The following is a 22,614-nucleotide window of genomic DNA, read 5'->3' as shown; positions in this document are numbered from 1 at the left end:
TATACCGGAATTATGGTTTCGGGAGTAAACACAAATGCGTAAAAAGGCCGTTACATCACCGAAAATAAAGTTAGTTTTATACCCGTACAACAACCATGATGGATTAGGGTTGCCTATATGAAAAAAATTCTTTACATCGTATTCGCTCTTTCCGCTTCGCTTTTCATGCAAGGCTGTGACGACTCGTCCAGCGCGTCTTCTGAACCGGAATCATCCTCCGCAAAGACAAGCGTGCGTTCCTCTTCGAGCGTCGAAATAGAGTCCTCGTCCGAGACAAGCGACGACCTCCCCAACTACAGCCGCGCCATCGCCGTAAACAAGGCGCTCGGCCACGGCATCAACTTCGGCAACTCCTGGGAATCCGGCGTGGACCCGACAAAATCATGCCCTGAAGGGGAAGAGACCAACTGGTGCTTCGTCGAAGGCAAGGTCTACACCTACCTCGACGAAAACTGGAGCAACCCCATTCAGGACGAATGGTTCCAAAAGGCCAAGGACGCGGGCTTCCAGTCCATCCGCATGCCCGTCCGTTGGAACCAGACGGCACTTCACGAGCCCCCCTACACCCTGCAGCCCGAACGCGTCGAAGGCGTGAAACGCCATGTCAAGATTGCAAACGGCCTCGGCATGCCCGTCATCATCAACCAGCACCACTTCAACGAACTCTACGCCAATCCCGAAAAATACATGGCCGCATTCTACGGCATCTGGGAAAACATCGCCGAGGAATTCAAGGATTTTGACAACGACTCGCTCATCTTCGAAATCCTCAACGAATCCAGAGAAAAGTCGGACTCCTATCTCGCCCAAATGACGGACAGCGCCATCAAGATTATCCGCAAGACCAACCCCGGCCGCACCATCATGATTGACCCGGGCAACTGGGGCAAGTTCGAACAGATGGACGTGTTCGCCGACATCAAGGACAGCAACATCATCATCGACGGTCACTACTACGAGCCCTACAACTATAGCCACCAGGGCCACAACACCGACTGCGCCAAGAAGGTTCTGTGGAAGGCGAACGACCAGGAAGCGACCCTGAAAATCGTGACCGACCTCAAGAGCTACATGAGCATGGCGAAGAAATACTTCCCCGGCAAGAACGGGACGCATATCCCGCTGAACATCGGTGAATTCGGAGCCTCCTCCAGGTGCGAAGCCTACGGCCAGGACGACGCGAACAGGGCGCTCTACATCAAGTCGATTGTCCAGGTCGCAAACCAGCTGGGCTACTCCTGGCACATCTGGGGATTCACCGGGGTCGGATTCGACATCTACAACAAGAGTACCGACGAATGGTACCCGGAAATCCTCAAGGGTCTGGGACTCGACAAGTAACGGATTCCGGTATTCAGGGGCGGACGAGAGAACCGCCCCAATGCTCGTCGAAAAAGGCTTGGAACAGAGGTTCCGGGCCTTTTTTTAGTTCCTCGACAACTTCGGCGACCGGGCGGCCGCTGCGGTAGAGTTCGCGGTAGGCACGGGAGAGCGCTTCGACGCGGGAGTCGGGGAACAAATCGGGATGCAGGCGGAGCGCATGCAGGTTGAGTCCGCCGTAGCGGATGGGGTTCCCGCACGCCTTGGTGCAGGGGGGCACGTCGCGGTCCACCTTGTGCGTGCCGCCCACGAACGCGTAGGCGCCCACCTGGTTACGCTGCTGGATTCCCGTAACGCCCCCTAGGGTCGCATACTCGCCGATGCGCACGTGGCCGCCAATCTGGCAACCGTTCGCGATGACGGCGCCTTCGCGGATGTCGCAGTCGTGGGCGATATGCGAATACGCCATGACAAGAACCCTGTCCGCAATCCGGGTGCAGCCGCCGCCCTGGATGGTGCCGCGGTTGACAGTCACGTATTCGCGAAGGGTGCAGCGTTCGCCGATGCTTACGCGGGTCGGTTCGCCCGCATATTTTAAATCCTGCGGAGGAGCGCCAAGGATAGCCCCGTCAAATACGTGCGTATCCTTTCCGATGGAGACTCCTCCATACACATGCACGCGGGATTCCAGGACAACGCCCTCCCCGATTTCCACGCCGGAATCCACGATGCACCACGGGCCGACAACGGCAGACTCGTGTATTTTTGCCTGCGGGCTTACAAATGCGGACGGGTGAATCATGGCGGAGAATATAGCATTTTCTATATTTCTGCATATGGGCGGTATCATTGTCGCATGCCTCACCGCACTCTACGTGCTCCTGTTCCTATTCTTCATAATAGGGCTTGCCCGCACGCACCGTTACAGGGGGCCGAAGGCGACCCCGAGCGTCTCGGTGGTGGTGCCGATGCGAAACGAAGAGGAATTCGCGCAGCGCACGCTCGAAGCCCTCGCCGTGCAGGACTACGCGGGCGAATGGGAAGTCATCTGCGTGGACGACCGCTCCACGGATTCCACGAAAGAGATTCTCGAGAAGTTCGCCACCACGCACCCGCGTTTTAGGGTGCTGTCGCTACCGCAGGACTTGCCGGTTATCGCAAGCCCCAAGAAGCGCGCCCTCGAAAGCGCGTTCAAGATTGCAAAAAACGAAGTGCTTTTGACGATGGATGCCGACTGCATCCCGCGCAAGAGCTGGATTACCGCAATGGCGGGAAGGTTCGTGGACGGAATATGCATTGTGCAGGGGCCCAAGCAGAACAACGGCAGCCGCACCATGCCGCACCTGTACCAGAAACTCGAGACGCTCGGCTACACCGCGATGGAAGCCGCCGGATTCAGCTGGGGCCACCCGATTGTAGCATCAGCCGCATGCCTCGCCTACAAGAAAGACCTGTTTTTCAAGGTGGGAGGGTTCGGCGACCTCATCAACCTCTCGAGCGGCGACGACGACATGCTCATCCACAAGATGATGAAAATCCCAGGCACGAAGGTCTGCTATAACCTGGACAAGGACGCAGTGATCGAAACGGCGCCGGTGCACACCTGGAAGCAGCTTTTCAATCAGCGCGCTCGCTGGAGCAGCAACGGCACGAACTACGAGAGCAAGGCTTACGTCCTGCTGTTGACATTAATTTATACATACTACATCTGGATGTTCATCAGCCCGTGGTGCGTTCTCTTCTTGGAATGCCCGTGGCAGTGGTGCGTATTCAGCATCGCCCCGAAAATCGTCGTGGATTTCGTGTTCCTGATGATAGCGTCCTGGAAACTGCATTCCAAGCGCAAGATGCTCGCCTTCTTGCCGGTAGAGATTATCCAGATTCCGATGATCGTGTTCGCCGTGCCCGCAGGCATTACCGGCATGTTCCGGTGGAAATAGCGGCGCGCGCCCATTCAACGGCTTCTTCGCCGTTCGTAATCTTTCCGTCGAGCTGGTGTTCGAAACTCGCCTTGATAATTTCACCCATCTGCCTGCCGGGCGCAACGCCCAGGTCCAGGAGCATCTTGCCCGTAAGGTAGGGCTGCGGGGCTTTTTCGAGCAGGCCGAGTCCGGAAGCGGCCTCCCACAATTTGTCCGCGAAATCCGAGCCTGCGGGAGCGCCGCCTGCGAAGTATTCGCGCGGGACGCTTTTCACAAGCAGGCAAAGGAGTTTGAGCCCACCGAGTTTCACGGCGAGGCGGCGAAGCGCGGGGATATCGCCTACGATAGCCGGGTCAAGCGTGCGAAGCGTTTCCAGGAGCGGCGGCACGACCTTCAGCAGGTGAACTTCGTTCGTGATGCGTTCCAGGAACCTGAGGGAGGTTTCGGCACTGCCGCTCAGAAGTGCTGCAAACGCGAATTCCATCGCCTGCGCATCGGTAAGCGGAGCGGCGCCACCCTCATTCGAGTTGCGCAGTTCCGCCATGTTGTCAAGAATTCCACCCAGCGCTTCCCAGGAGCCTTCGAACGGGCGGATTTCAGGGAAGTATTCGTCGAGCCTTATATCCAGAAAGGCGCGGAGCCCGAGGGACGGCTTGCCCGGCTTCAGGAGCCACTTCTTGAATTCCTCGAAAAGGCGCTCTATGCTCAAGTCATCGAGCGACAGCGTGCGGCAGAGTTCAACAGTCTCGGGAGCAAGCACGCACTCGAAACGGCTTGCGAACTGCACCCCGCGCAAGATACGCAGGGAGTCTTCGGCAAAGGCCGGGCCCACATGGCGGAGCGTATGCGTCTTCAGGTCACCGATGCCGTTATACGGGTCGCAGAGCGTGAGTTCCGGCAGTTCCATGCCCATCGCGTTGATGGTGAAATCACGCCGGAGCGCCGCCTCCTTGAAACTGAGTTTTTCGTCGGTATGCACCACGAAACCGCGGTGCCCATAGCCCACCTTGCTCTCGGTGCGCGGAAACGAGAAATCGAGCGACAGTCCCTTCATGGCAAGGTGAATCACGCCGAACGCCTTCCCGACCAGGTTCGTGCGGCCGTACTTCGAGAGGATCGGCACCAAAGCGTCCTGCGCCATATCGTAGACTTCGATGTCGTAGTCGCGGCATGCTTTTCCCAGAAGCGCATCGCGGACCCAGCCGCCCACCAAATAGGCACGGCCACCCGCGTCGCAGATATCGCCCGCAATTTTCAACAAACGGTTCGGCAGTTCCGGCTCGAACCACTCCCCCGCTAGCGTCTGGATGCGTGCCATCTGCTAGACCGCCTTACTGGAAATTGCCCGCATCGGCAGCGGAAGTATCGGCCGCCTTGTAGCGGTCGTAGATGCTTACAGTCTCCTCGCCCGAGGAATCCTTCAAGGCTTCCGATACGGAAATGTCGCCTTTCGCGGAATCGGCAGAAACAGAATCCGCCAGGGCGCTCGCTGCATAGCGTTCGTAGATTCCCTGCCTCGTCTGGGTATCTTCGCCACGCTTTTTCGCTTCTTCCGCACGGCATTCGCGAAGCTCGTTTTCGATATAGGCGCGCTGGTCCGGAGAATACGTCTGCGTATCGAGCCTGTACTGGATTTCGGAACATACGAGGCCCTGGCGTTCGCCGGCGCACGCCGCAAGGACGGCCGCAATGGCAACTGCACTCACAAACGAAAGCGATATCCCGATATTCCTCACATCACGCATAGTTCCTGTCCTCCGTCAATGGACCACGAGAATTTTTCCCTTTACTGTTTTTTGGGAGGTCCGGACAACGTAATAGTAGACACCGGGAGCGACAAGCTTGCCGTTTTTTCCGTTTCCGTCCCATTCCACCTTGCCGCCATGGACATCCTTCCCCGCAAACGACCAAATGAGCGAGCCGCCGCGGTTGTATATGTCGACACGGGCCCCTTCCGAGATATTGTCTATCGTCAGGTAGGGGAAAACAGTCGGCCTGAACGGAATCGGGTACGCCTTCACTTTCGCTTCCGCAGAATCCGTCATGAAAACCGAAGCGTCGCGAAGGTCATTCCTCCTGTATCGGGAGACCCCGTTTTCATGCGTAAACCAGACCATGCCGAGTTTCTTGTCCACGGCGACATCCGAGACGTTGTCCGCCAGGAGCCCATTCCGGGACGTATACTGGGTCACAGACAAAGTATCAAAACTTTCCCGACGCACTTCTAGCCGGTACGCGCCACGGTTCGAGGAGCCTATCCAGAGATTTCCGTGGGGATCCAGGTCAAGGGACGTATATTCTGCGCCCTGGAGGCCATTCATCGAAACCGGCTTACGAACCGTATCCTGGTCCAATTCCATGTAGCCGACACCCGAGGTCGTTACCAGCCAAAGCACGCCGTCCTTCTCGTTGAGGGCGAGGTCTACCGGAGTCCTGTTGTCGATGCTCGCTATAGTTTTCCGTTCTACCCCCACCAGCCTTCCGCCGTTCTTGGAGGGTGCCGGAATACGAATGACATCGAGGGCACCGATGGCAAATACATCGAAGGATTCGCGAGCCGAGACATAGACAACCCAGTCGTCCCCATCGCGTTTCGCCACCAAAGGACCTGCGCGGGTCGTACTTCCAATCCCTGTCGCACAGCTCACGTCACCATCCTTCGTGATATACAGGAGACTGTACTTGCCCTTCTCGACAGATATTCCCGCAAGGAAGCCGGACCCGTCAGGAGCCTCCGTAGTGCCGACCGTCACCGAGTAATGGTCGGCAAACTGCTCCATGCAACTTTCAATCCACGGAGTCAAGAAATAGTGCGGTTCGTTTCCAAGACCCCTGTAGACAAACAGGCCCATTCCCCAAACATGGTATAGCAGCACGCCGTCATCCAAAACCGAAAGGACCTTCATTCGGTTCGCATAGGCTTCCACATCGTTGCCAAGTCCATTGTACATGACTATAGGCTCGCTCCAAATGGATCCGTCACTCAAGGCGATACTTCCCGAGGGGGACGCAGCAATGGCCCCACCCTTAGGAAGCGCACGAACTTCGTACGCGGGCCCCAGCTGGTAGATTTCGTGTTTGGAAAGATCCTTCAACTGCCCGTTTTCGTACTTGAAAATTTCGGAGGGGCCGACAAGATAAGTAAAGTCTTTTCCTTCAAGCACCCAGCGAATGCGGCTAACACCGTCCCTGTACAGGACTGAATCCGTTAGGGTCTTGCCACCGACGACAACATGGAGAGAGTCCCAGCAGGCGACACAGGTCTCGACGGGCTTCCACGTCTCCGGGTCGGCCAGACGCTTGTCCGCGGCCAGATTTTTCCAGTCCATGACACGCACGAAAGAGCCACGCACCGTCGAAACAAAGAGCGAATCGCCCCTGATTTCAATGCGTTCAGGAGGAGAGAGCGACAAGGAGACGTTTGCGACGCGCTCCAAGGAAATAATCGAAGATTTCGTCGACACGTCAAAAAAAGCGATTACATCTTCGAAGGGGATTACCAGTATATTTTCGGCCGACGCGACCATTCCGGGGATTACGCGGGACTTCCGGGAAAGGAAGGAACGGTTCTCGACGACCCATGAATCCCCGGCATACCTCGCCACCAGGCCATATTCGGAAATGGCATAGGCTGTCCCTTTGACCATGGCGACCCCATAGAATACGGACGTTTCAAGCCCCTTCTCCGACGTGAAAAGAAAATCGCCTTCCGAAGTCCTGTAGCGCATGCCCCCATCGGTCGCCAGCATCAGGACATGCTCGATCCGGATTGCGTCCCTTATGGGAAACGGTTCGGCAAACCCCTGCCACTCATCAGAGGCAAAGGCGGACGAAATCAGTCCAAGGAACAGGGATAGGTATATCAAAAAACGCACGACATAAAAATACGAATTTATCGGGCGGCAAAAAAGACCTCACGCGACCGTAGCGCCGTTTAGCGACCCATCGACTTCGGCATCCACCATGTTTCGCATCTTTTTCAGAGCGAAATAGCGGCGCTTGCGGACCGCATTCTTGGAAAGCCCCAGTATATTGCACTGCATCTCGGTAGAAATTCCGCCCAGGAAAGTCATGTCGATAATCATTCTCTCTACCGGATTCAAGATTTCGGCCGCCCTTTCAAGCAGGCGCAAGGCTTCTTCCTGACCCTGCGACTCGAAAAAGACAGAATCCTCCAGCCGAAAGGGGATGTAGTCTGGCGAACGTTCGGCGACATACGACATCGGGGAAAAACGGGACCTTGCCGGCACTAAATCTAGAAAGGTATTGTGCAAGACTTTCACGAGCCAAGACATGACTTCGTCCCTCGACATGAGAGCCTTGGCATTTCTGCAGAATTTCAAGGCAACCGTCTGGAAAAGATCCTTGGCATCATCAATATTATTGCATTTTATCTCGCATAGCCGAAAGATGATGTCTCCATGTTTTTTCCAAGCCTGCTCCACCCACTCCCGAGCCTGCGTTTTTTCTAGATTTTGATTAATCATCGTCCATAACCAAATATTAGGCGTCAAATTTATGAATATCGGTGCATTTTTCAAGGCAGAAAAAAATTTTGCAAACAACTGTTGCCCTTTGGCAACAATCGTTTGCATTTTGTCAACTATTGTTGCCTCCGCATCCGCCCAAGAGTTCAACATGAACGCCATGGAACCTCCGGAAGCGTCGATGCACTATTCGGAAGGCGCCCTTTCCGAGAACTCGGAAATCACCGTCGATATCGTCATCCCTGACAACTGGCACGTAAACGCGAACGTCGCGGCCGACGAATTCCTGAAGCCCTCGTCCATCGAGATCGCTGCCCGCGGGATTGGATTCGGCGAACCCAAGTGGCCCGAGCCCATCAAGGAATACAACGAGGTGCTCGAATTCGAGAACCTCGTGTTCAAGGGACACTTCCAGATTAAGATTCCCGTGAAGGCGGTTGCCGACGGCTACGACAGCCTCACCACGAACGCCACCTTCCACTACCAGGCTTGCGACAACTCCATCTGCCTTGCGCCCGCGAGCGTGGACATTCGCATCGGCAAGAACAAGGCAGGAATTTCCAAAGCCAACAGCGCAGCCGATTTAAAAAAAAACGATGAAGAGAACGGGACTCAAGAATCCAACAACGCCGCATCCGTAGCACTCCTGCTCTTTTTCGCGTTTGTCGGCGGCATAATCCTGAACCTCATGCCGTGCGTGCTGCCGGTGCTCTCGCTCAAGCTGTTCAGCCTCATAAAGCAGGCAGGGCAATCACGAAGCAGGCTCGTCGCCCTCGGGATTTCGACGACCGCAGGCATCCTCGCGAGTTTCTGGGCGCTCGCCGGAATCGTAGCCGCCATCAAGGCCGGCGGCGGCGCCGCGGGCTGGGGAATGCAGTTCCAGAGCGCAGGTTTTATCGCCTTCATGGTAGTCATCCTCACCGCATTCGCGATGAGCTTCTTCGGGGTGTTCGAAGTCTGGCTCCCGGGTAGTGCCACAACACGCATGGATGCCGCAGGCCACAAGGCCGGGCTTGTCGGCGCGTTCTTCACCGGGGCGCTGCTCGTGCTGCTGAGCACGCCGTGCTCGGCGCCCTTCCTCGGGACAGCGATGGGGTTTGCGTTTACCGCATCGACACCCGTACTCTTCTTGTTCTTTACTGCCGCAGGGCTCGGGCTTGCGCTCCCCTACCTGCTGGTGTGCGCCTTCCCCGCCGTGCTGAAGGTCTTCCCGAAACCGGGCCCGTGGATGGTCAAGCTCCAGAAGGCGATGGGCGTGCTGCTGCTCGCGACTGTCGCTTGGCTCCTGTGGATTGTGAACCAGCAGGCCGGCAACACGGGTGTAGTACTATTCCTGGGCATTGTCCTCTTGAGCGGAGTATTCAGTTTCATCATCGGGAAATTCGCTCCGCCGGGGGTCGCGTTCTGGCGCGAAGCGGTCTTGTTTGCTGCGGCGGCCATCGCCCTTGCCTTCGCCTGGTTCACCTTCGCCGCACCGCAATACGAAAAAGTCCTGAGCGACCGCTTCAATGCCCGCATGGCACAGCAGGTTCTCGAAGACGGGTGGTACCGCTACTCCCCGCAGCTCGTCGCCGAATTTGCGAAAGCCGGAAGGACCATCCTCATAGATGCGACTGCCGACTGGTGCCTTACCTGCAAGGCGAACGAGGCCGCAGTACTCAGCGACCCGGCGCTGTTGCAGAAGCTGGACAGCGCGGGAGTCGTGCGCATGAAGGCGGACTGGACCCGCGAAACGCCCGAAGTGAACGAACTGCTCTACAGCATGGGAAAATCCGGCGTGCCCGCCTACGCGATTTACCCGAAAGGTGATAAGAGCAAGCAGGTCGTGTTGCCGGAACTCTTGACGAGCGGGCTGATTCTGGAAGCAATTCCGTAACATAAGACTAGGGAGGGGCTCGTACGACGGCCCCTTTCGGCGCATATAACTCGGGTCAACACCCGCGGACTTTATTTTTTTAGAATCTTCGCGCCGTTCAGGCGGTAGGATTTTTCACCATCGCGGACAATCGCATTGTGGCGCACCCTCTGCACGAAGGGGGCGTTTTGCTTCTGTATGTCGCGGGTCGACAACGAGCGCGGTATCGAGGATTTGACACTCTCATCGAAGACAACTTTTCCGATGAAAACACCGTTGCTTATGCGGTTTCTCGTTTCGTCGTTCGCAAAGTGGATGCATTCTTTGACCGGGTCGTCATTACAGACCTTCAAGTACACTTCCAACGGGATGCCCGTCCAATCTTCGGGAGATTGGTTTTTCAAGGAGCCCAATTTCGCTTCGATCAAAACTTCATTGTTGCCATCAAATGTCATCACGGTATCGGCACCCTTGATTTCAATTTTGCGGCTATGCACTTTCATAAAATCAATAGAATCAGGGAGAGGAACTTCATAGTAAATGTAAGCCAAAGTATCTAGCATACCCACTTGTTGCGTCCCATTAACAACTAGTGAAGCCTTCACCTTATGAGTCAAGTTCCCAAAGCCCACGTTCTGGATGCGCAGCTTCGCCTTGAAAATACCATCGGCGCCAACCGTATCCGTAATCCAAGATTCGCGCAGCACGAAGCGATAGCCCAGGTGGTCGTTGATATACTTGAATCCCGAAAGCGAATCGACCCGCGCCGGGTCATAGTCGAAATCCTTCTGCTTGAAGGGCGTCTTTTTCCAGCCGTCAATCAGGTTGTTGTTCCACTGGATGTTCAGGTAACTCGTATGCGTGCGGAAACCCTCGTACGCAAGAAACTCCGGCGTATTGATGACCTGGTAGCCATCTGCCGTCGTAAGCGCCTCGCCACCATAGGGCGTGTTGACGCTGTACTTCTCGAGCCAGGCCACGCCTTCTTCGCGACAGATAGAAGTCTTGCAGTCGGCGCCCCAGGTGCCGTAATCGTATTGCGTTCCCAAGTAGCCGTCATTGAACATTCCCACACGGTACATGGTGTCGCCTTTGGCCTTCGCAATCTCCGCAAACTTCTCGCCGTCAATGTGGAAGTCTACACCCCAGTTGTCAAAGCCCAAGACCTTCGCGGAGTAGTTTCCTGTGCGGGTCAGAATTTTCAATTCCGGCGGAGTATTGCGCAGCATCATGTTCACCGCTTCGGCAACGCGATCATAAGTGATGCTCGTGTCGGAATGCATCTCGCCGTAGGCGCCGTGCATGCCCATCTCGAGCGCTACAATCACGTCGGTATTCTTCGAGAGCACGGGAGCGAGCTGTTCCACATGCTTTAGTACCCACTCGTGAGCCGGAGTCACGTTGCTCCTGCCATTATACCACGGATCGTAACAGATGCGCACAATCACACGCCCGCCAAAGTCGCGAATGTTGTCGAAGGTCTGCTGCAAAACGTTCAGGGCGTCTTCGGTGAGATCCTGGTTCTTGCCGCGAATCGTATCGCGTTTCCCGCCCGTTGTGTCAATCGAAAGCCACGCGTTGCTGCTGAATTCCGAAATTTCCGCACGCAAGTGCAACAGCTTGCCATACGGCTTTTCAATCGCCTTACCGCCCGAAGGCTTTAAATGCAAAACCTGCGGCGTATAGAACCCGCGATCGAAATTTTCGAGCGTCGCCATCGCATCAGTCGTGTCGATAGACTGCTTCACAAGACCCGCCGCAAAGAGCGGAGCCTGCAAGAACGCAGCCGCGACAGCTGCCAGCACAAACCTTCTCATAGGAACCTCCTTCTATTTTTTCTCACCCATCAGAGGAGGCGGGGTAAAATTCCGCCCACTTGCCGTCCTTGCACTGGTAGGGAACATAAGTGTTGCTTTTTCCACCCGCCTGTTCCCCCCAGACATTCTGGATATCGCCTTCGGCAAGACAGCTTTTGCCTTCGGAGGGTATGGAAAGCGTCCAGGTTCCGCCTTCACACGTATATTCTGCATGCCTTGCACAATCGACAGTCACCGTACCCGACATGCACGGAGTCAAGCTGCACCCCTGCGAAATTACACAATCGTTGTCGGTGATATGGGAGCAGGTCTCAATCTGGGAAGCCGTCCAACGGCCATCTCGGCATACATACACGTCGTCAGTGTTGCAGTCGGGTTGCATCGTTCCCTCTTCTTCCTGCGCACATATCGGAATCTGGTAGACGATTTCTTCGCCAGGATCCATGTGTGGCATATGAACACACTGTTCCAGGGAGCGCGAAGAACTGGATTCCTCAACGGAGGAGGGACCTTGTTCCGGGCAATATCGCTCAATATGATATGTATGGCAAAGGTCCTCGACAGTGTACCCGCATTCCGGAGTGAGCGCTTCGCACTGGTTGGAACCAGAACTGGAATCGTTTCCGCAGGCGGCGAGTCCGAACGCGGTGATTACGGTCGCAGCCCCGAGTCTAGCAAACAATATCTTTTTAAACATGACATTCCTCCTTTTTTTACTGGATTACTCTTCCGCCAGTTTCGGCACAAACACGTACTCGCCATTGCGGCACTGGTAATCGCAGTCGCCCCGATGTATCCATTCATGCTCAGCGTCGTTCACGCCGCACGGCGTACGGACGACGGCTGCATCGACACAACTCAAGGACTCGTAGGCGCCCCGGTACTTTTCCCACTTGCCTTCGTAGCACATGAATATTGTATGGTCCCTCGCTCCGGCGGTTTCTACGTAACCTTCCAGGATGCTGCCTTCCACCAGGCAGGTATCCCCTATGGTGGGGTTGATTTGCCGCCAGAAGCCTGCATTCAAGCATTCATATTCAATGTTTCTAGCGCAATCGACAGTCCTTGCTCCCGCATCCTCGCGCGAGCATTTCTCTCCTTCATGTCCGTTTTCGGCTCCGATTATACGGGTGCAGGACTGCGTTTCCTTCATGGGCGTCCAAAAGGCGTCGGCGCACACGTACTCTTCACCGCTTCCGCAGTCGATGACTGTCCTCGGGGCGTTTGAATTGCAGGGCACGCGACCGCAGTTTGCGGAATCGCCTGTGCACGGAGTCAGCGCCACGTTCAGGCACTGGCTTTTGTCTGCCAGGTTCCAGTACCTATTTTCGCACTTGTACACACCCCCAGTGATGCAGTCTTCCGCCATCGCCCCCTCGTCATAGCATTCGTTACAGGGCCTAAAAGGAATGGGACAATCGGAACCGTCGCAGTTCTGGCACATGCGCGCAAAGTTGATGCATTCTTCGGCTATGGAAGAACTCGAAACGCAGTACCGCGCCTGTCCCATATTGCAAAGCTGTTCTGCGGTCCACCCGCACGAAGTATCCATCGAGAGGCATACCGGCAAAGATGAGGAAGAACTTTCGATTTGGAACTCGGAGGAAGAAAGTTTTTCGGCCTCAGAAGAAGATTCCGGGACATTCCCTTCGGAACTCAAGAGGGCAGCGCTGTCGGAACCTACATCCTCCCCCGATGTCGCCGGGCCGCTGGAACTGTCGTCACAGGCGACAAGCGCAAACAGGCAGAATATCGCTAAAGCAACCGGCACTCGAAAAGTCTTTATCGATTTCATGGTTCTCCTCCTTGATTTTATTTATCCGAAAACCATTCCGAATTCAACCGCAGCTCCGCGCATTTGTCCGCAGGCATATCGACGTTGACAGCCTCATGCACGATTGCAGGGCACGAATCCATTTCGCCACAGTAGCGGAACAGGAACCTGAACACCATGGATTCTGTCGTCATCTTGCAGCCGGGTACCGCGATATCGATTACGGAAACCGTATCCTTCGCGACGCCGGAAAGTATAAATCCGACGAATCTGGAATCGCCCTTGACCGTCATCATGTACAGTCCGCAACCACCATCCATGATACCCTTCCTGACAGAATCGGCCAGGCCCGCATACTCCAGAGCCGCATCCGGGAACAACACCTCCAGCGCATCGATACTGCGCGCGTTAAATTGATGAGGACACGAGCCATCGAATTCCGTACTATATCCGGGCGACGAAGTTTGTCCGGGTTCGACCGCCGACACAGGGGGAGAGGAATTCCGCTCAGCCTTGGCGACAAGCAAGCCGCCATCGAACCGGAGGGTATCTATCCCGAACTGCGCGAGATAGAAATCCAGCGAAGACTCCCGCGAAGACCCGTCTACATTTCCCGGCCCATGCTCCACCGCTTCCGAAGAATAGGCAGGAAATGACGGAACACTGCTGGACGACAGCACGTAATCCAGCGAATCCTGTCTGCTGCTCGACATGCTTTCCGTGGCAAATTCGTTGGGTTCTTCGGCCGTGCCCGCGACATCCGTGGACCCACACCCGATACACAGGCATGCCGCAATCACGGCGACAAATGCGAAAGGAATGTACAACTCAGACTTCTTCATTTTCACACTCCTTCACTTTCCTGCTCAAGGGGAAAAGCTGCAAGTTCAAGCGGTAGACCTGGTCGATATCCTTGTCTTCGGCGGCAACGGCGATAACCTGGCGCCGGAATTCATCGATCAGGCTCGCGATGCGCTCGTAGCTCCTGCGCGAAAGTCCCATGGTGACCCCGCTAAAATGGCGTTCGTCCACGGGAAGGTCCACTGCGGGTGTCGCAAGTTTCGACATCTGGCGGTGCATTCCGCGAAGCGCGAGGCGGGTCGCATCCGGCGTGCCCGCAATCGATGTTTCCGCCTGCACAAAGGCATCGCGCCCTTCCCTTTTCAGGAGCCCCACCCTCGTGAGGAAATTAAGGCTCTTCTGCACATCCGCCGCAGACACTTCGGGATTGCACATCTTCGCAATTTCGCCAGGAGTGGCCCCCGGCATCAGCGGGGCGAGTTCGCGCACTACAGGGTTATGCCAGGAATCGTAGAATTCAAAAAGTTCACCTTCCATCACACGGATCTTGTGGACCCGGGCAATGGCAAGCATGTTCTCGTAGGCGGCCTTCTTCTTCGCCTCGGTTTCAGTCTGGCCATATTCGACCATGGCACGGAAATAATCCATCTCGAACCCGACAAGCCCCATGGCCTGTCCCGTGCGCTCCACCCCGATGCGACTGAGTTTGCTCTTGCCGTCGCATACCACCTTCATGTACGAGGACGAAGTAAAACCTGCAATTTTCGAGAACTCACGCCACGAAAAAACAGAACGACGCTTGCGTTCATCGTAGTAGTCCCGCATGTATTGACGGAAATCAGAATATTCGACAATCGGTTTCATCATCCATAATTATACATCTTTTTTCCAAAAAAGCAACACCATCATGCAACAAAGATGCTTTTTTTACTAAAAAATCACTAATTTTAGCATCTCATACAATTTTATATCTCTTTACGCAACATCCCGTTGCATAAAGAAAGAACCCCATTGCACAAGCAACAGGGTCCCAAGAACCAAAATCCGACGCATTCACCAACAGGCGGCAGCAACACCTATTTGTTGTAAATCGCCTCGAGGGCGGCGGCGAGGTACGCAAGCGGCGCGTTCCAGTTGATGGCCACCTCGTTGGTCGCGTAGCTGCAGCGGTTGTCGAGGTAGGCGAGCGCAGGCTTGTCGGCGACGGCATAGTTCGGGCACTTCCAGGGTTCCTTGCCTTCCAGGTCGATATCCTGCTTGCCCAGGTGCGGGCCTCCCACGAGCATACCCGGCACCGGATCGTCCACCTTGTCCGATTCGCTCGGGCGGTGATGCGGGTTGCGCGGGCTCCTGTAGCCGAATCCCGTCACGTAGGTCATGTCCATCGGGTTCTTGCCGAGCAGGTAGTCAAGGCACTGCTGCGCACCATCCAGATAGCTCTTGTCGCCCGTCAGCAGGTAGGCATGCACCAGCACCATGCCGTTGTTCGCCATCGCGCTATTGCTACCCCAGTTCCAGCTCCACGGGAATGCGGGCAGGCGGTAGGCGCTCGTGTCGCCCACGGCACGCAGGTTGTTCGCCTCGTTCATCACGGTCTTCTTCGCGGCGGCAACCAGGTCCTTGTCAAAGACGGCGGAATCGAGCGCCACGCGGAACGCGGCAATCATGTTCATGTCGCCCCACCAGGCACCGTTCGCCGTAAACGCGTTCATCTTCAGGTCCTTCAGGTAACCGGCAGCAGCCTTGTCGCCCTTCGCACCCGCAGCGGCCTTCGCGCGGTAGAGTTCGGCAGCAGCCCAGCGGAACTCGTCCTTGCCGTCCTCGTTGCCGGGCGCATAGCTACCCGTGTTCACGTCGGCAGGCTGCTTGTAGAATGCCTTCGGGTTCTTCTTCGCCCAGGCGTACGCGCTTTCTGCAGCCTTGAGCATCTTGTCGGCATAGGCCTTGTCGAACTTGCGGTACACCACGCTCGCCTGCGCCATCACGCCCGCAAAGTCGAGCGACGCGGTCACGTTCTTGATAATCGCATAGCGCGGGGCCGTATCGTCCTCGGGCTGCACGCTCCCGCTGAACTTGAGCGTAGATACCTTGTGGTACACGCCGCCGTCCTTGTCCTGCATGGTAAGCATCCAGTCCAGGTTGTAGCGCACCTCTTCCAGCAGCAGCGGGAGCTTGTCGAATTCACGCGGGATATTCCAGGAGAGCGAATCCGCATACTTCGGGAAGTTCTCGTATATCTCGAGCAAGGTCCACACGGTAATGCCCGAGTTCACGATGTACTTGCCGTAGTCGCCCGCATCGTACCAGCCGCGTGCGGAATTGAAGACCTTGCCGGCGCCCTTGCCACCAGTCGCCGCATCGCTCCCGTAAACAATCACCTTGTCATCCATGTGGCCTGCAGCGCGCGCCCACTTGCCCGCGTACTGTAGCGTAAGCGGCATACTCGCACGCTGGTAGTAGAACCACTTGAGGCTAGCCTTCACCAAATCGCCGTAGACACCTTCGCCAACCAGGATCGGGCTGCCCACATAGGTACCGCCACGGAACAGGCGGTAGGTTCCCGGAGTCTTCACCGCGGAGATATCGAAGGTCTGAATCTCCTCGCCGCTGTAGTCCCAGTCGTATACCATCGGGGCGTCGAGCGCCAGGACAGTCTTCCCGTTCATGTCCCGCACCTCGAGGCCGTTCGCATCGTTTCCGGGATAGACGACCGTCTTCTCGGCTTCGGGATAAAACCCGAGCTGGTTCACGAGGGGGCCCGCCACCGCAACGGCAGCAAGCAGGGACACGGCGGCAGATACCGCCACACAGGTTCTAGAAGCGTTTTTATGAATATCCATACCCAGAATATACTTTAAATCGCGCCCCTTGGGCGCGATCATGCATCATGTTCCGTTTTCAGCAGGAAACATCTCTATTCTTCTTCGCCGTAATCCTTGACGCAGCGCAGGTAGCCAGCATTGTGCCTACTTCCCGGCTCATTGCTGAGCCCCTTCTTGTAGAGGTACATTACCCGCACCCCACCATAAGGCTGCTGGTCACCGGTCCACAGGAACGTCGTCACTCCCATCGCCACATACTGCATTTTCCCGGTATATTCGTCTGCCCCGCCGTCGCCGTAGTCATACTCGGCCACGCCGTAGCCGGAGGGAATCACGGACAGACCGCTTTCGTTTGTTCCCATCGCCATAAACGCCGAGGCGTAACTCACATCGGAATACAGCTTGCGGAATTCCGGATTCGGCACGTGCCAGCCTTCCGGACAGATTCCCCGTTCCACTTCCCGGATGTCGGCAACGGAATCCAGGTAGACGGGTTCGAGGTCCATCGCAGCCGACCATGAATACAGGCGGCCGAGGACTTCGCAGTTAGACTCGTCGTCGCCGTAGCACCAGCTCTGGCCCTTCAGGTTCTCCGAGGCGGCACTGTCCGCGTACTTCAGGTTCTCGGCCATCCAGGTATAGCCTCCGATTTCCACGGTCCTGTATGTCCTTCCGTCGCGAGAATCCACCAGCGTCCCGTATTCCACCTCCGGATTGAAGATATCCCCGACATCGAAATTTTCCTTTGTCGCGGGGTGCCATGCCGAATTCGAACAGACCAGCATCTTGTACCTGAAATCATCTCCGATATCCCTCATCTCCCCCTCGTTCGAGGCATCACATGCGGGATTACCGTCGGCAGTCGCAAGGAGAGTCAAGTACTTTTCGAAATGTCCCACCTTCCCGTTGGGCGCCTTCGCCTCTATCGCCTTGCGGATGGAGTCCCCGCCGTCGTCGGTAATGATTGCATCCGCGAGCACGGCAAGCCTACGAAGGACGTCCGAGCTATAGAACTTTCCCGTCAAGGTGTCGATTTCCAGGCTTTCCCATGCGGTGGTACTACCGTATTCCACATAATAGTCTTCAATAACCAGCGCTATGGCGGCAAGCATCGCATCGCCCTCGCCTTCGCCATACAGGGAATACTTCTCGAAATCGAGCAGATCCTTCGGCATGTGGAGCGCGGAAAGCACCGCGACATTGGCAGAGCGCCTCGCCTCCGCAAATTCCTTTCCCTCCCTTACCAGGGACCATATCATGTCGGTCGCAAGCGTCGTCAGGTAGTTCACGTTCACCGTGCTGTCGTTGGACAAGTCGGCGGCCGCCTTCAGTTCCATGTCGGGAACGACCCTGCTGCCGTTTGGAATGCGGCTTTCACTGGCAGAAACGCCAAATTCCATCAGTCCGTTCGAAACATAAGGCTCTATCTCGTAAGCCCCGGTAGCGCCGTCGACAGGCACGAACCTGCTCCAGCCATCTATCCAGTAATACGGTTCGACGCGGCTTCCCATCTGGACATGTACAGAATCCTTTTCAAAGAAAAAACCGTGCTGTACCAAACCGCGCGCGCCGTATTCGGGCGTGAACGCATCAAAGCCGTGTTCCGATTTTTCGTCCGAGCAACCAACCAGGGCCGCCAATGCAATTACATATAAAATCTTCTTCATGATTTCCATTATAGCAAACGAACAAACGTTCTGCAACCCAAAAAGAAAAACCGCAGCGTATCGCCGCGGTTTTTCTCCAAAGGGGATAAGGACTAGCCCTTCTTGCTCCTGTGGCTGTTCTTGATCCATTCGGTCTTGTGGACTTCCGGGATATCGTCGAGCAGGCGGAGCGTGTGCGGTTCAGTCGTGTTGTCGAGCACTTCAGCCGGAGTACCCTGGTTCACGATCTTGCCGTCGTGCATGATGAAGATACGGTCGGACACGTAGTTCGCAAGGCCGATATCGTGGGTCACGAACACCACGGTCATCTTCAGCTCGTCTTTCAACTTGCGGAGGTAATCGAGGATGTTTGCACGCACGCAGGCGTCCACCATGGAAGTAGCTTCGTCGGCAATCAGCACCTTCGGGCGGAGCGCGAAGATACGGGCCAACAGCATACGCTGCATCTGGCCACCGGAAAGCTCGAACGGGTACTTGCCTTCGATATCGGCAGGAGCCACGTTCACGGCCAGCAGGCCTTCGTCCACACGGCGGCGGACTTCTTCCTTGCTGGGCTTCACCTTCAAGATGTTCAGGGCGTCTTCCAGCTGGCTACGGATCGTAAAGAACTGGTTGAAGCATCCGAACGGATCCTGGAAAACGGACTGGACTTCGTTCCAGTGGTCCTTCAGGTTCTTGATGGGCTTGTCGCGGTAGAGGAACTGGCCGCGCGTCGGCTGGTAAAGGCCGAGCATGATCTTCGCGAGCACGGACTTGCCGCAGCCCGAGCCACCCACGATAGAGATGAACTCTTCGTCATAGATGTTGAACGAGACATCCTTCACGGCGGTCTTCAGGGTCTTGCCGGCACCAAAGTCCTTGCTGATGCGCTGGGCAGAAAATACAACGGGCTTATCACTTAGCATAGTCGCACCTCACGTCACGATCACCGACAACGCGGAGATTCTGGGTATTCTTCTTGCAATCGGGGCATGCCTTGCTGCAACGCGGGGCGAAGCGGCAACCCACAATCTTGTTCTTGAGGCTCGGGGGAGCGCCTTCGATGGCCACCGGATGACGGCCACGCTGGCTCGCTTCCGTACTGAGCATGGCGCCCATGAGGGCCTGCGTGTACGGATGGCGCGGATCCTTGACGACCTGTTCTGCCGTGCCCTTTTCCACGAATTCACCGGCGTACATGATGGCGATGTTGTCGGCCACATGGTACAGGAGCGGAAGCTCGTGGGTAATGAAGATCATCGTCGAGAAGATGCCCTTGTCCAAAAGGTCGAAGATCATCTTGATCACTTCCTTCTGGGTAGATACGTCCAGGGCGGAAGTCGGTTCGTCGGCAATCACCATCTGCGGGTTGAGCAAGGTGGAAATACCGATAACGGAACGCTGACGTTCACCGGCGGTGAGCTGGATAGGATAAGAATCGAGCACGCGCTTCGTGTCCATTCCGAACAGGTCGAAACGTTCGCAAAGGCGGTCGTAGATTTCCTTGTGGTCGAGCTTCTTGCCCGGCTGCTGGTGGGCTGCGATCACATCGGCGGCGATATCCTTGATTTTACGGACAGGGTTCAGCGCGTTGAAAGCTCCCTGCGGAATCATGGAGACCTTCTGGGCGAGCACGTTCTTGCGGACGTCCTCGACGCTGCGGTTCATGAGCGATTCCATCTTGTCGCCGTTCTTAACGCGCACTTCGCTCTTGCCTTCGGGGTAGAGGGGCGGGATGCACATGCCCATAAGGCCGGAAACGAGCGTGGACTTGCCACAGCCGGATTCACCTGCGATGCCGAGGATTTCGCCCTGCTTCATGGAGAAGGAGACATCCGTCACGGCATGAGTCTTGTCGCCAAAGCGGCCGAGGTAATAAAGGCTCAGGTTTTCTACTTCAAAAACATTGTCAGACATTTTTTACCTCTTACTTGCGCAGACGCGGGTTGAAGACGCCTTCCATGGAAGTATTGATCAGGAACAACGCGAACACCGTGAGGGTGATGATGATGGTCGCCGGGAGGAAGGCAATCCAGATGCCGTCCGAAAGGGCGCCGTTGTCCTTGGCCTGGTTCAGGATGATACCCAGGGAAGTGGAATCCAGAGGTCCAAGGCCGATCATCGAGATGGAGGCTTCGGAAAGGATACCCGAGGACACCTGCATGATGAACACCATGAACACGTACGAAAGCAGGTACGGAAGCACATGCTTGATAACGATCGTGAGCGTAGACGCACCGTTGATGCGGGCAAGCGAGATGTGGTCGCGGCTACGGAGCGAGGATGCCTGCGCACGCACGGCACGGGCAGACCAGCTCCATGCGGTAAGGCCGATGATAAGGCCAATAAGCGTAAGCGAACGTCCGTCCTTCACGGCGGAGCTGATGAGCACGAGGATCACGAACTGCGGAATCACGATGAAGATGTTCGTGAGCATGTTCAGGACTTCGTCAATCCAGCCGCCACGGAAGCCGCCGAACAGACCGATAAGCACACCGATCGTCGTCGCGATGACGCCCGCCACAAGCCCCACGTAGAGCGAGCTGCGGAGCCCTTCGATCAGGAGGGACACGTAGTCGCGGCCGAGGTGGTCGGTACCGAGCAGGTGGTCGCCGCTGGAACCCGCATAGGGGCCCGCAACGATATCGCGCGCGTTGATGTCCACGTGGTAGAACAGGGGACCCAGGAGCGCAATCAGCAGGGTGATGATGAAGATCGAGATACCGATGACGAACATCGGGGACTTGAGGAGATTTCTAAGAAGCTTTCCCATGATTACTTACCTCCCATCTGGAGACCGGCCTTGACACGCGGGTCGAAGACGGCAATCAAAACGTCAACAGCGAAGTTCGCGACGAGCACGCAGGTCGAAATCATGAGCGTGCAGCCCTGAATCGTCGCGTAGTCGTTCTGCTGGATAGCGGTGAGCATCGCCATACCGAGACCCGGGTAGGAGAAGATCATTTCGGTAATGAGGGCACCACCCACCATGGTACCGAGGCTCTGGGCGAGGCCGGTGAGCTGCGGGAGCATGGCGTTGCGGAACACGTAGCTGATGATCTTACCTTCGCGGAGTCCGAGCCACTTGGCATACTTCATGTAGTCGGTACCGAGTTCGTAGATGGACATGGAACGCATACCCGTCGCCTGGCCCGAAAGAAGAATCGGGAACACCGAGAAGAACGGGAGGATGTAGTACCAGCCTACGCTCTTGATGCAGCCCCACGAGAAGCTGAGTTCCGTGATATCCGGGCTGTAGGCGCCCATCGCGGGGAACCAGCCGAGAGTGATGGAGAAGAGAGCGACAAGCAGCATACCGAACACGAAGAACGGGATACCGTTGAGGAACATGGCGCAGGGGAAGAACACCTTGTCGAAGATACCGCGCTTGTAGGCAGCGAAGGCACCGAGAAGGTTACCGATGATCCAGCCGAGGATAATCGTCGGAGCCTGGATGAGGAGCGTCCAAGGAACGGATTCCTTGATGATCTCGACGACCGGCTTCGGATACTGGCTGTAAGAAATGCCGAGGTCACCCTTGAACACGTTCTTGATATAGACGAGGAACTGGGAGAAGCCGGAAGCGAGGCGCGGGTCAGCCTTCTTCACCACCTCTTCCACCATGACGGTATCCTGGCGCGTAACGGCGACCTGTTCCATCACGGCAATCTTTTCGACCTGGGCAACCTTCTTCTTGGTCTTCTTGTCCTTGACCATGACCGGCTTGCCCTTGGCGTCGAGCACAGGCTTTTCCTCGAACACGGGATTGCCAGCTTCGTCGAGTTTCTGGCGTTCTTCCATCTTCGGGGTGCCGTCTTCATTGAGCACGGCGACCGTCTTCAGCACCGGAGCACCGTTCTCGTCGGTCTTCGGGACCTTGACAGTCTTCACGTTGCCATTCTCGTCGACATCGGGATCGTAGATAACTTCGCCCTGGTCGTTGAGTTCGGCCATACCGAAAGCCTTGAGGAGGCCTTCCTTCTTGAGCTTGGCTTCTTCGGGCGAGAGGCCCTGGGCTGCCTTACCCATGATAATGTCCACGGGGTTGTTCTCACCCATACGCGGCAGAGTAAAGTTGATCGCGACAGCGACAACAAACGTCAGGAGATACCAGAACGCCTTCTGCAGGACATAGCGCAACATAGGATATTGTTTAAGCATTGGTCGTCC

General features: G+C 56.2%; 19 protein-coding genes. 3 read left to right on the top strand and 16 right to left on the bottom strand.

All coding sequences use genetic code 11. From position 1 onward, the window contains the following. Nucleotides 1-117: 117 nt before the first annotated feature. Complete coding sequence (locus B4A77_RS06720) at nt 118-1,341, top strand: glycoside hydrolase family 5 protein (RefSeq protein ID WP_290739404.1); 1,224 nt, start codon at nt 118-120, stop codon at nt 1,339-1,341. Between the two features lie 13 nt (nt 1,342-1,354). Here the strand turns inward: B4A77_RS06720 and lpxA are convergent, their stop codons facing one another. Further along, on the bottom strand, nt 1,355-2,122 hold the full coding sequence (gene lpxA / locus B4A77_RS06715) for an acyl-ACP--UDP-N-acetylglucosamine O-acyltransferase (protein ID WP_173381071.1): 768 nt from the start codon (nt 2,120-2,122) through the stop codon (nt 1,355-1,357). 34 nt (nt 2,123-2,156) lie between these two features. Between lpxA and B4A77_RS06710 the strand changes: the two genes are divergently transcribed. Further along, nucleotides 2,157-3,260 (top strand): glycosyltransferase, encoded by a 1,104-nt coding sequence (locus B4A77_RS06710; protein ID WP_290739403.1) that lies wholly within the window; start codon nt 2,157-2,159, stop codon nt 3,258-3,260. On the opposite strand, the gene B4A77_RS06705 is transcribed toward B4A77_RS06710, so the two are convergent. The 4 genes from B4A77_RS06705 to B4A77_RS06690 are packed head-to-tail and all read right to left on the bottom strand — an operon-like array spanning nt 3,235 to nt 7,891. Continuing rightward, nucleotides 3,235-4,560, bottom strand: coding sequence for a CCA tRNA nucleotidyltransferase (locus tag B4A77_RS06705; protein ID WP_290739402.1), 1,326 nt, complete (start codon nt 4,558-4,560; stop codon nt 3,235-3,237). The two genes, B4A77_RS06710 and B4A77_RS06705, sit on opposite strands and share 26 nt — an antisense overlap. Before the next feature lie 13 nt (nt 4,561-4,573). After that, nucleotides 4,574-4,987, bottom strand: coding sequence for a hypothetical protein (locus B4A77_RS06700; protein WP_290739401.1), 414 nt, complete (start codon nt 4,985-4,987; stop codon nt 4,574-4,576). Between the two features lie 15 nt (nt 4,988-5,002). Further along, nucleotides 5,003-7,117 (bottom strand): gliding motility-associated C-terminal domain-containing protein, encoded by a 2,115-nt coding sequence (locus B4A77_RS06695; RefSeq protein ID WP_290739400.1) that lies wholly within the window; start codon nt 7,115-7,117, stop codon nt 5,003-5,005. A 39-nt stretch (nt 7,118-7,156) separates the two neighbouring features. After that, the gene (locus tag B4A77_RS06690) at nt 7,157-7,891 is read right to left on the bottom strand and encodes a sigma-70 family RNA polymerase sigma factor (protein WP_290739399.1); all 735 of its coding nucleotides are present in this window, start codon (nt 7,889-7,891) and stop codon (nt 7,157-7,159) included. On the opposite strand from B4A77_RS06690, the gene B4A77_RS06685 reads away from it, so the two are divergent. Continuing rightward, nucleotides 7,881-9,605 (top strand): protein-disulfide reductase DsbD family protein, encoded by a 1,725-nt coding sequence (locus B4A77_RS06685; RefSeq protein WP_290739398.1) that lies wholly within the window; start codon nt 7,881-7,883, stop codon nt 9,603-9,605. The two genes, B4A77_RS06690 and B4A77_RS06685, sit on opposite strands and share 11 nt — an antisense overlap. 71 nt (nt 9,606-9,676) lie before the next feature. On the opposite strand, the gene B4A77_RS06680 is transcribed toward B4A77_RS06685, so the two are convergent. The 11 genes from B4A77_RS06680 to B4A77_RS06630 form a co-directional block, all read right to left on the bottom strand. Continuing rightward, a complete protein-coding gene (locus tag B4A77_RS06680) occupies nt 9,677-11,401 on the bottom strand; it encodes a DUF4832 domain-containing protein (protein WP_290739397.1) in 1,725 nt (574 codons plus the stop codon). A gap of 22 nt (nt 11,402-11,423) precedes the next feature. Then, nucleotides 11,424-12,098, bottom strand: coding sequence for a hypothetical protein (locus B4A77_RS06675; protein WP_173381065.1), 675 nt, complete (start codon nt 12,096-12,098; stop codon nt 11,424-11,426). A gap of 24 nt (nt 12,099-12,122) precedes the next feature. After that, nucleotides 12,123-13,196 (bottom strand): hypothetical protein, encoded by a 1,074-nt coding sequence (locus tag B4A77_RS06670; protein ID WP_290739394.1) that lies wholly within the window; start codon nt 13,194-13,196, stop codon nt 12,123-12,125. A gap of 17 nt (nt 13,197-13,213) precedes the next feature. Beyond that, complete coding sequence (locus B4A77_RS06665; protein WP_290736010.1) at nt 13,214-14,017, bottom strand: hypothetical protein; 804 nt, start codon at nt 14,015-14,017, stop codon at nt 13,214-13,216. Then, nucleotides 14,004-14,840 (bottom strand): TIGR02147 family protein, encoded by an 837-nt coding sequence (locus tag B4A77_RS06660; protein WP_173381062.1) that lies wholly within the window; start codon nt 14,838-14,840, stop codon nt 14,004-14,006. The genes B4A77_RS06665 and B4A77_RS06660 overlap by 14 nt, the downstream gene beginning before the upstream one ends. Nucleotides 14,841-15,052: 212 nt before the next feature. Then, nucleotides 15,053-16,816, bottom strand: a complete 1,764-nt coding sequence (locus B4A77_RS06655) for a glycoside hydrolase family 9 protein (protein ID WP_290739391.1) — start codon at nt 16,814-16,816, stop codon at nt 15,053-15,055. Between the two features lie 74 nt (nt 16,817-16,890). After that, nucleotides 16,891-18,465, bottom strand: a complete 1,575-nt coding sequence (locus tag B4A77_RS06650; protein ID WP_290739388.1) for an FISUMP domain-containing protein — start codon at nt 18,463-18,465, stop codon at nt 16,891-16,893. A gap of 92 nt (nt 18,466-18,557) precedes the next feature. Continuing rightward, nucleotides 18,558-19,370 carry an ABC transporter ATP-binding protein gene (locus B4A77_RS06645; RefSeq protein WP_173381059.1) on the bottom strand — a complete coding sequence of 271 codons (813 nt, stop codon included), beginning with the start codon at nt 19,368-19,370 and terminating at the stop codon, nt 18,558-18,560. After that, a complete protein-coding gene (locus B4A77_RS06640; protein WP_173365059.1) occupies nt 19,360-20,361 on the bottom strand; it encodes an ABC transporter ATP-binding protein in 1,002 nt (333 codons plus the stop codon). The genes B4A77_RS06645 and B4A77_RS06640 overlap by 11 nt, the downstream gene beginning before the upstream one ends. Before the next feature lie 10 nt (nt 20,362-20,371). Continuing rightward, nucleotides 20,372-21,217: an ABC transporter permease gene (locus tag B4A77_RS06635; protein WP_173381057.1), complete on the bottom strand. Its 846-nt coding sequence runs from the start codon at nt 21,215-21,217 to the stop codon at nt 20,372-20,374. A 2-nt stretch (nt 21,218-21,219) separates the two neighbouring features. Beyond that, the gene (locus B4A77_RS06630) at nt 21,220-22,605 is read right to left on the bottom strand and encodes an ABC transporter permease (protein ID WP_173381056.1); all 1,386 of its coding nucleotides are present in this window, start codon (nt 22,603-22,605) and stop codon (nt 21,220-21,222) included. Between the last annotated feature and the right edge of the window lie 9 nt (nt 22,606-22,614).

This window comes from Fibrobacter sp. UBA3718 (assembly GCF_002371935.1).
GTDB lineage: Bacteria > Fibrobacterota > Fibrobacteria > Fibrobacterales > Fibrobacteraceae > Fibrobacter.
This window is presented reverse-complemented; position numbering and strand designations above follow the sequence as displayed.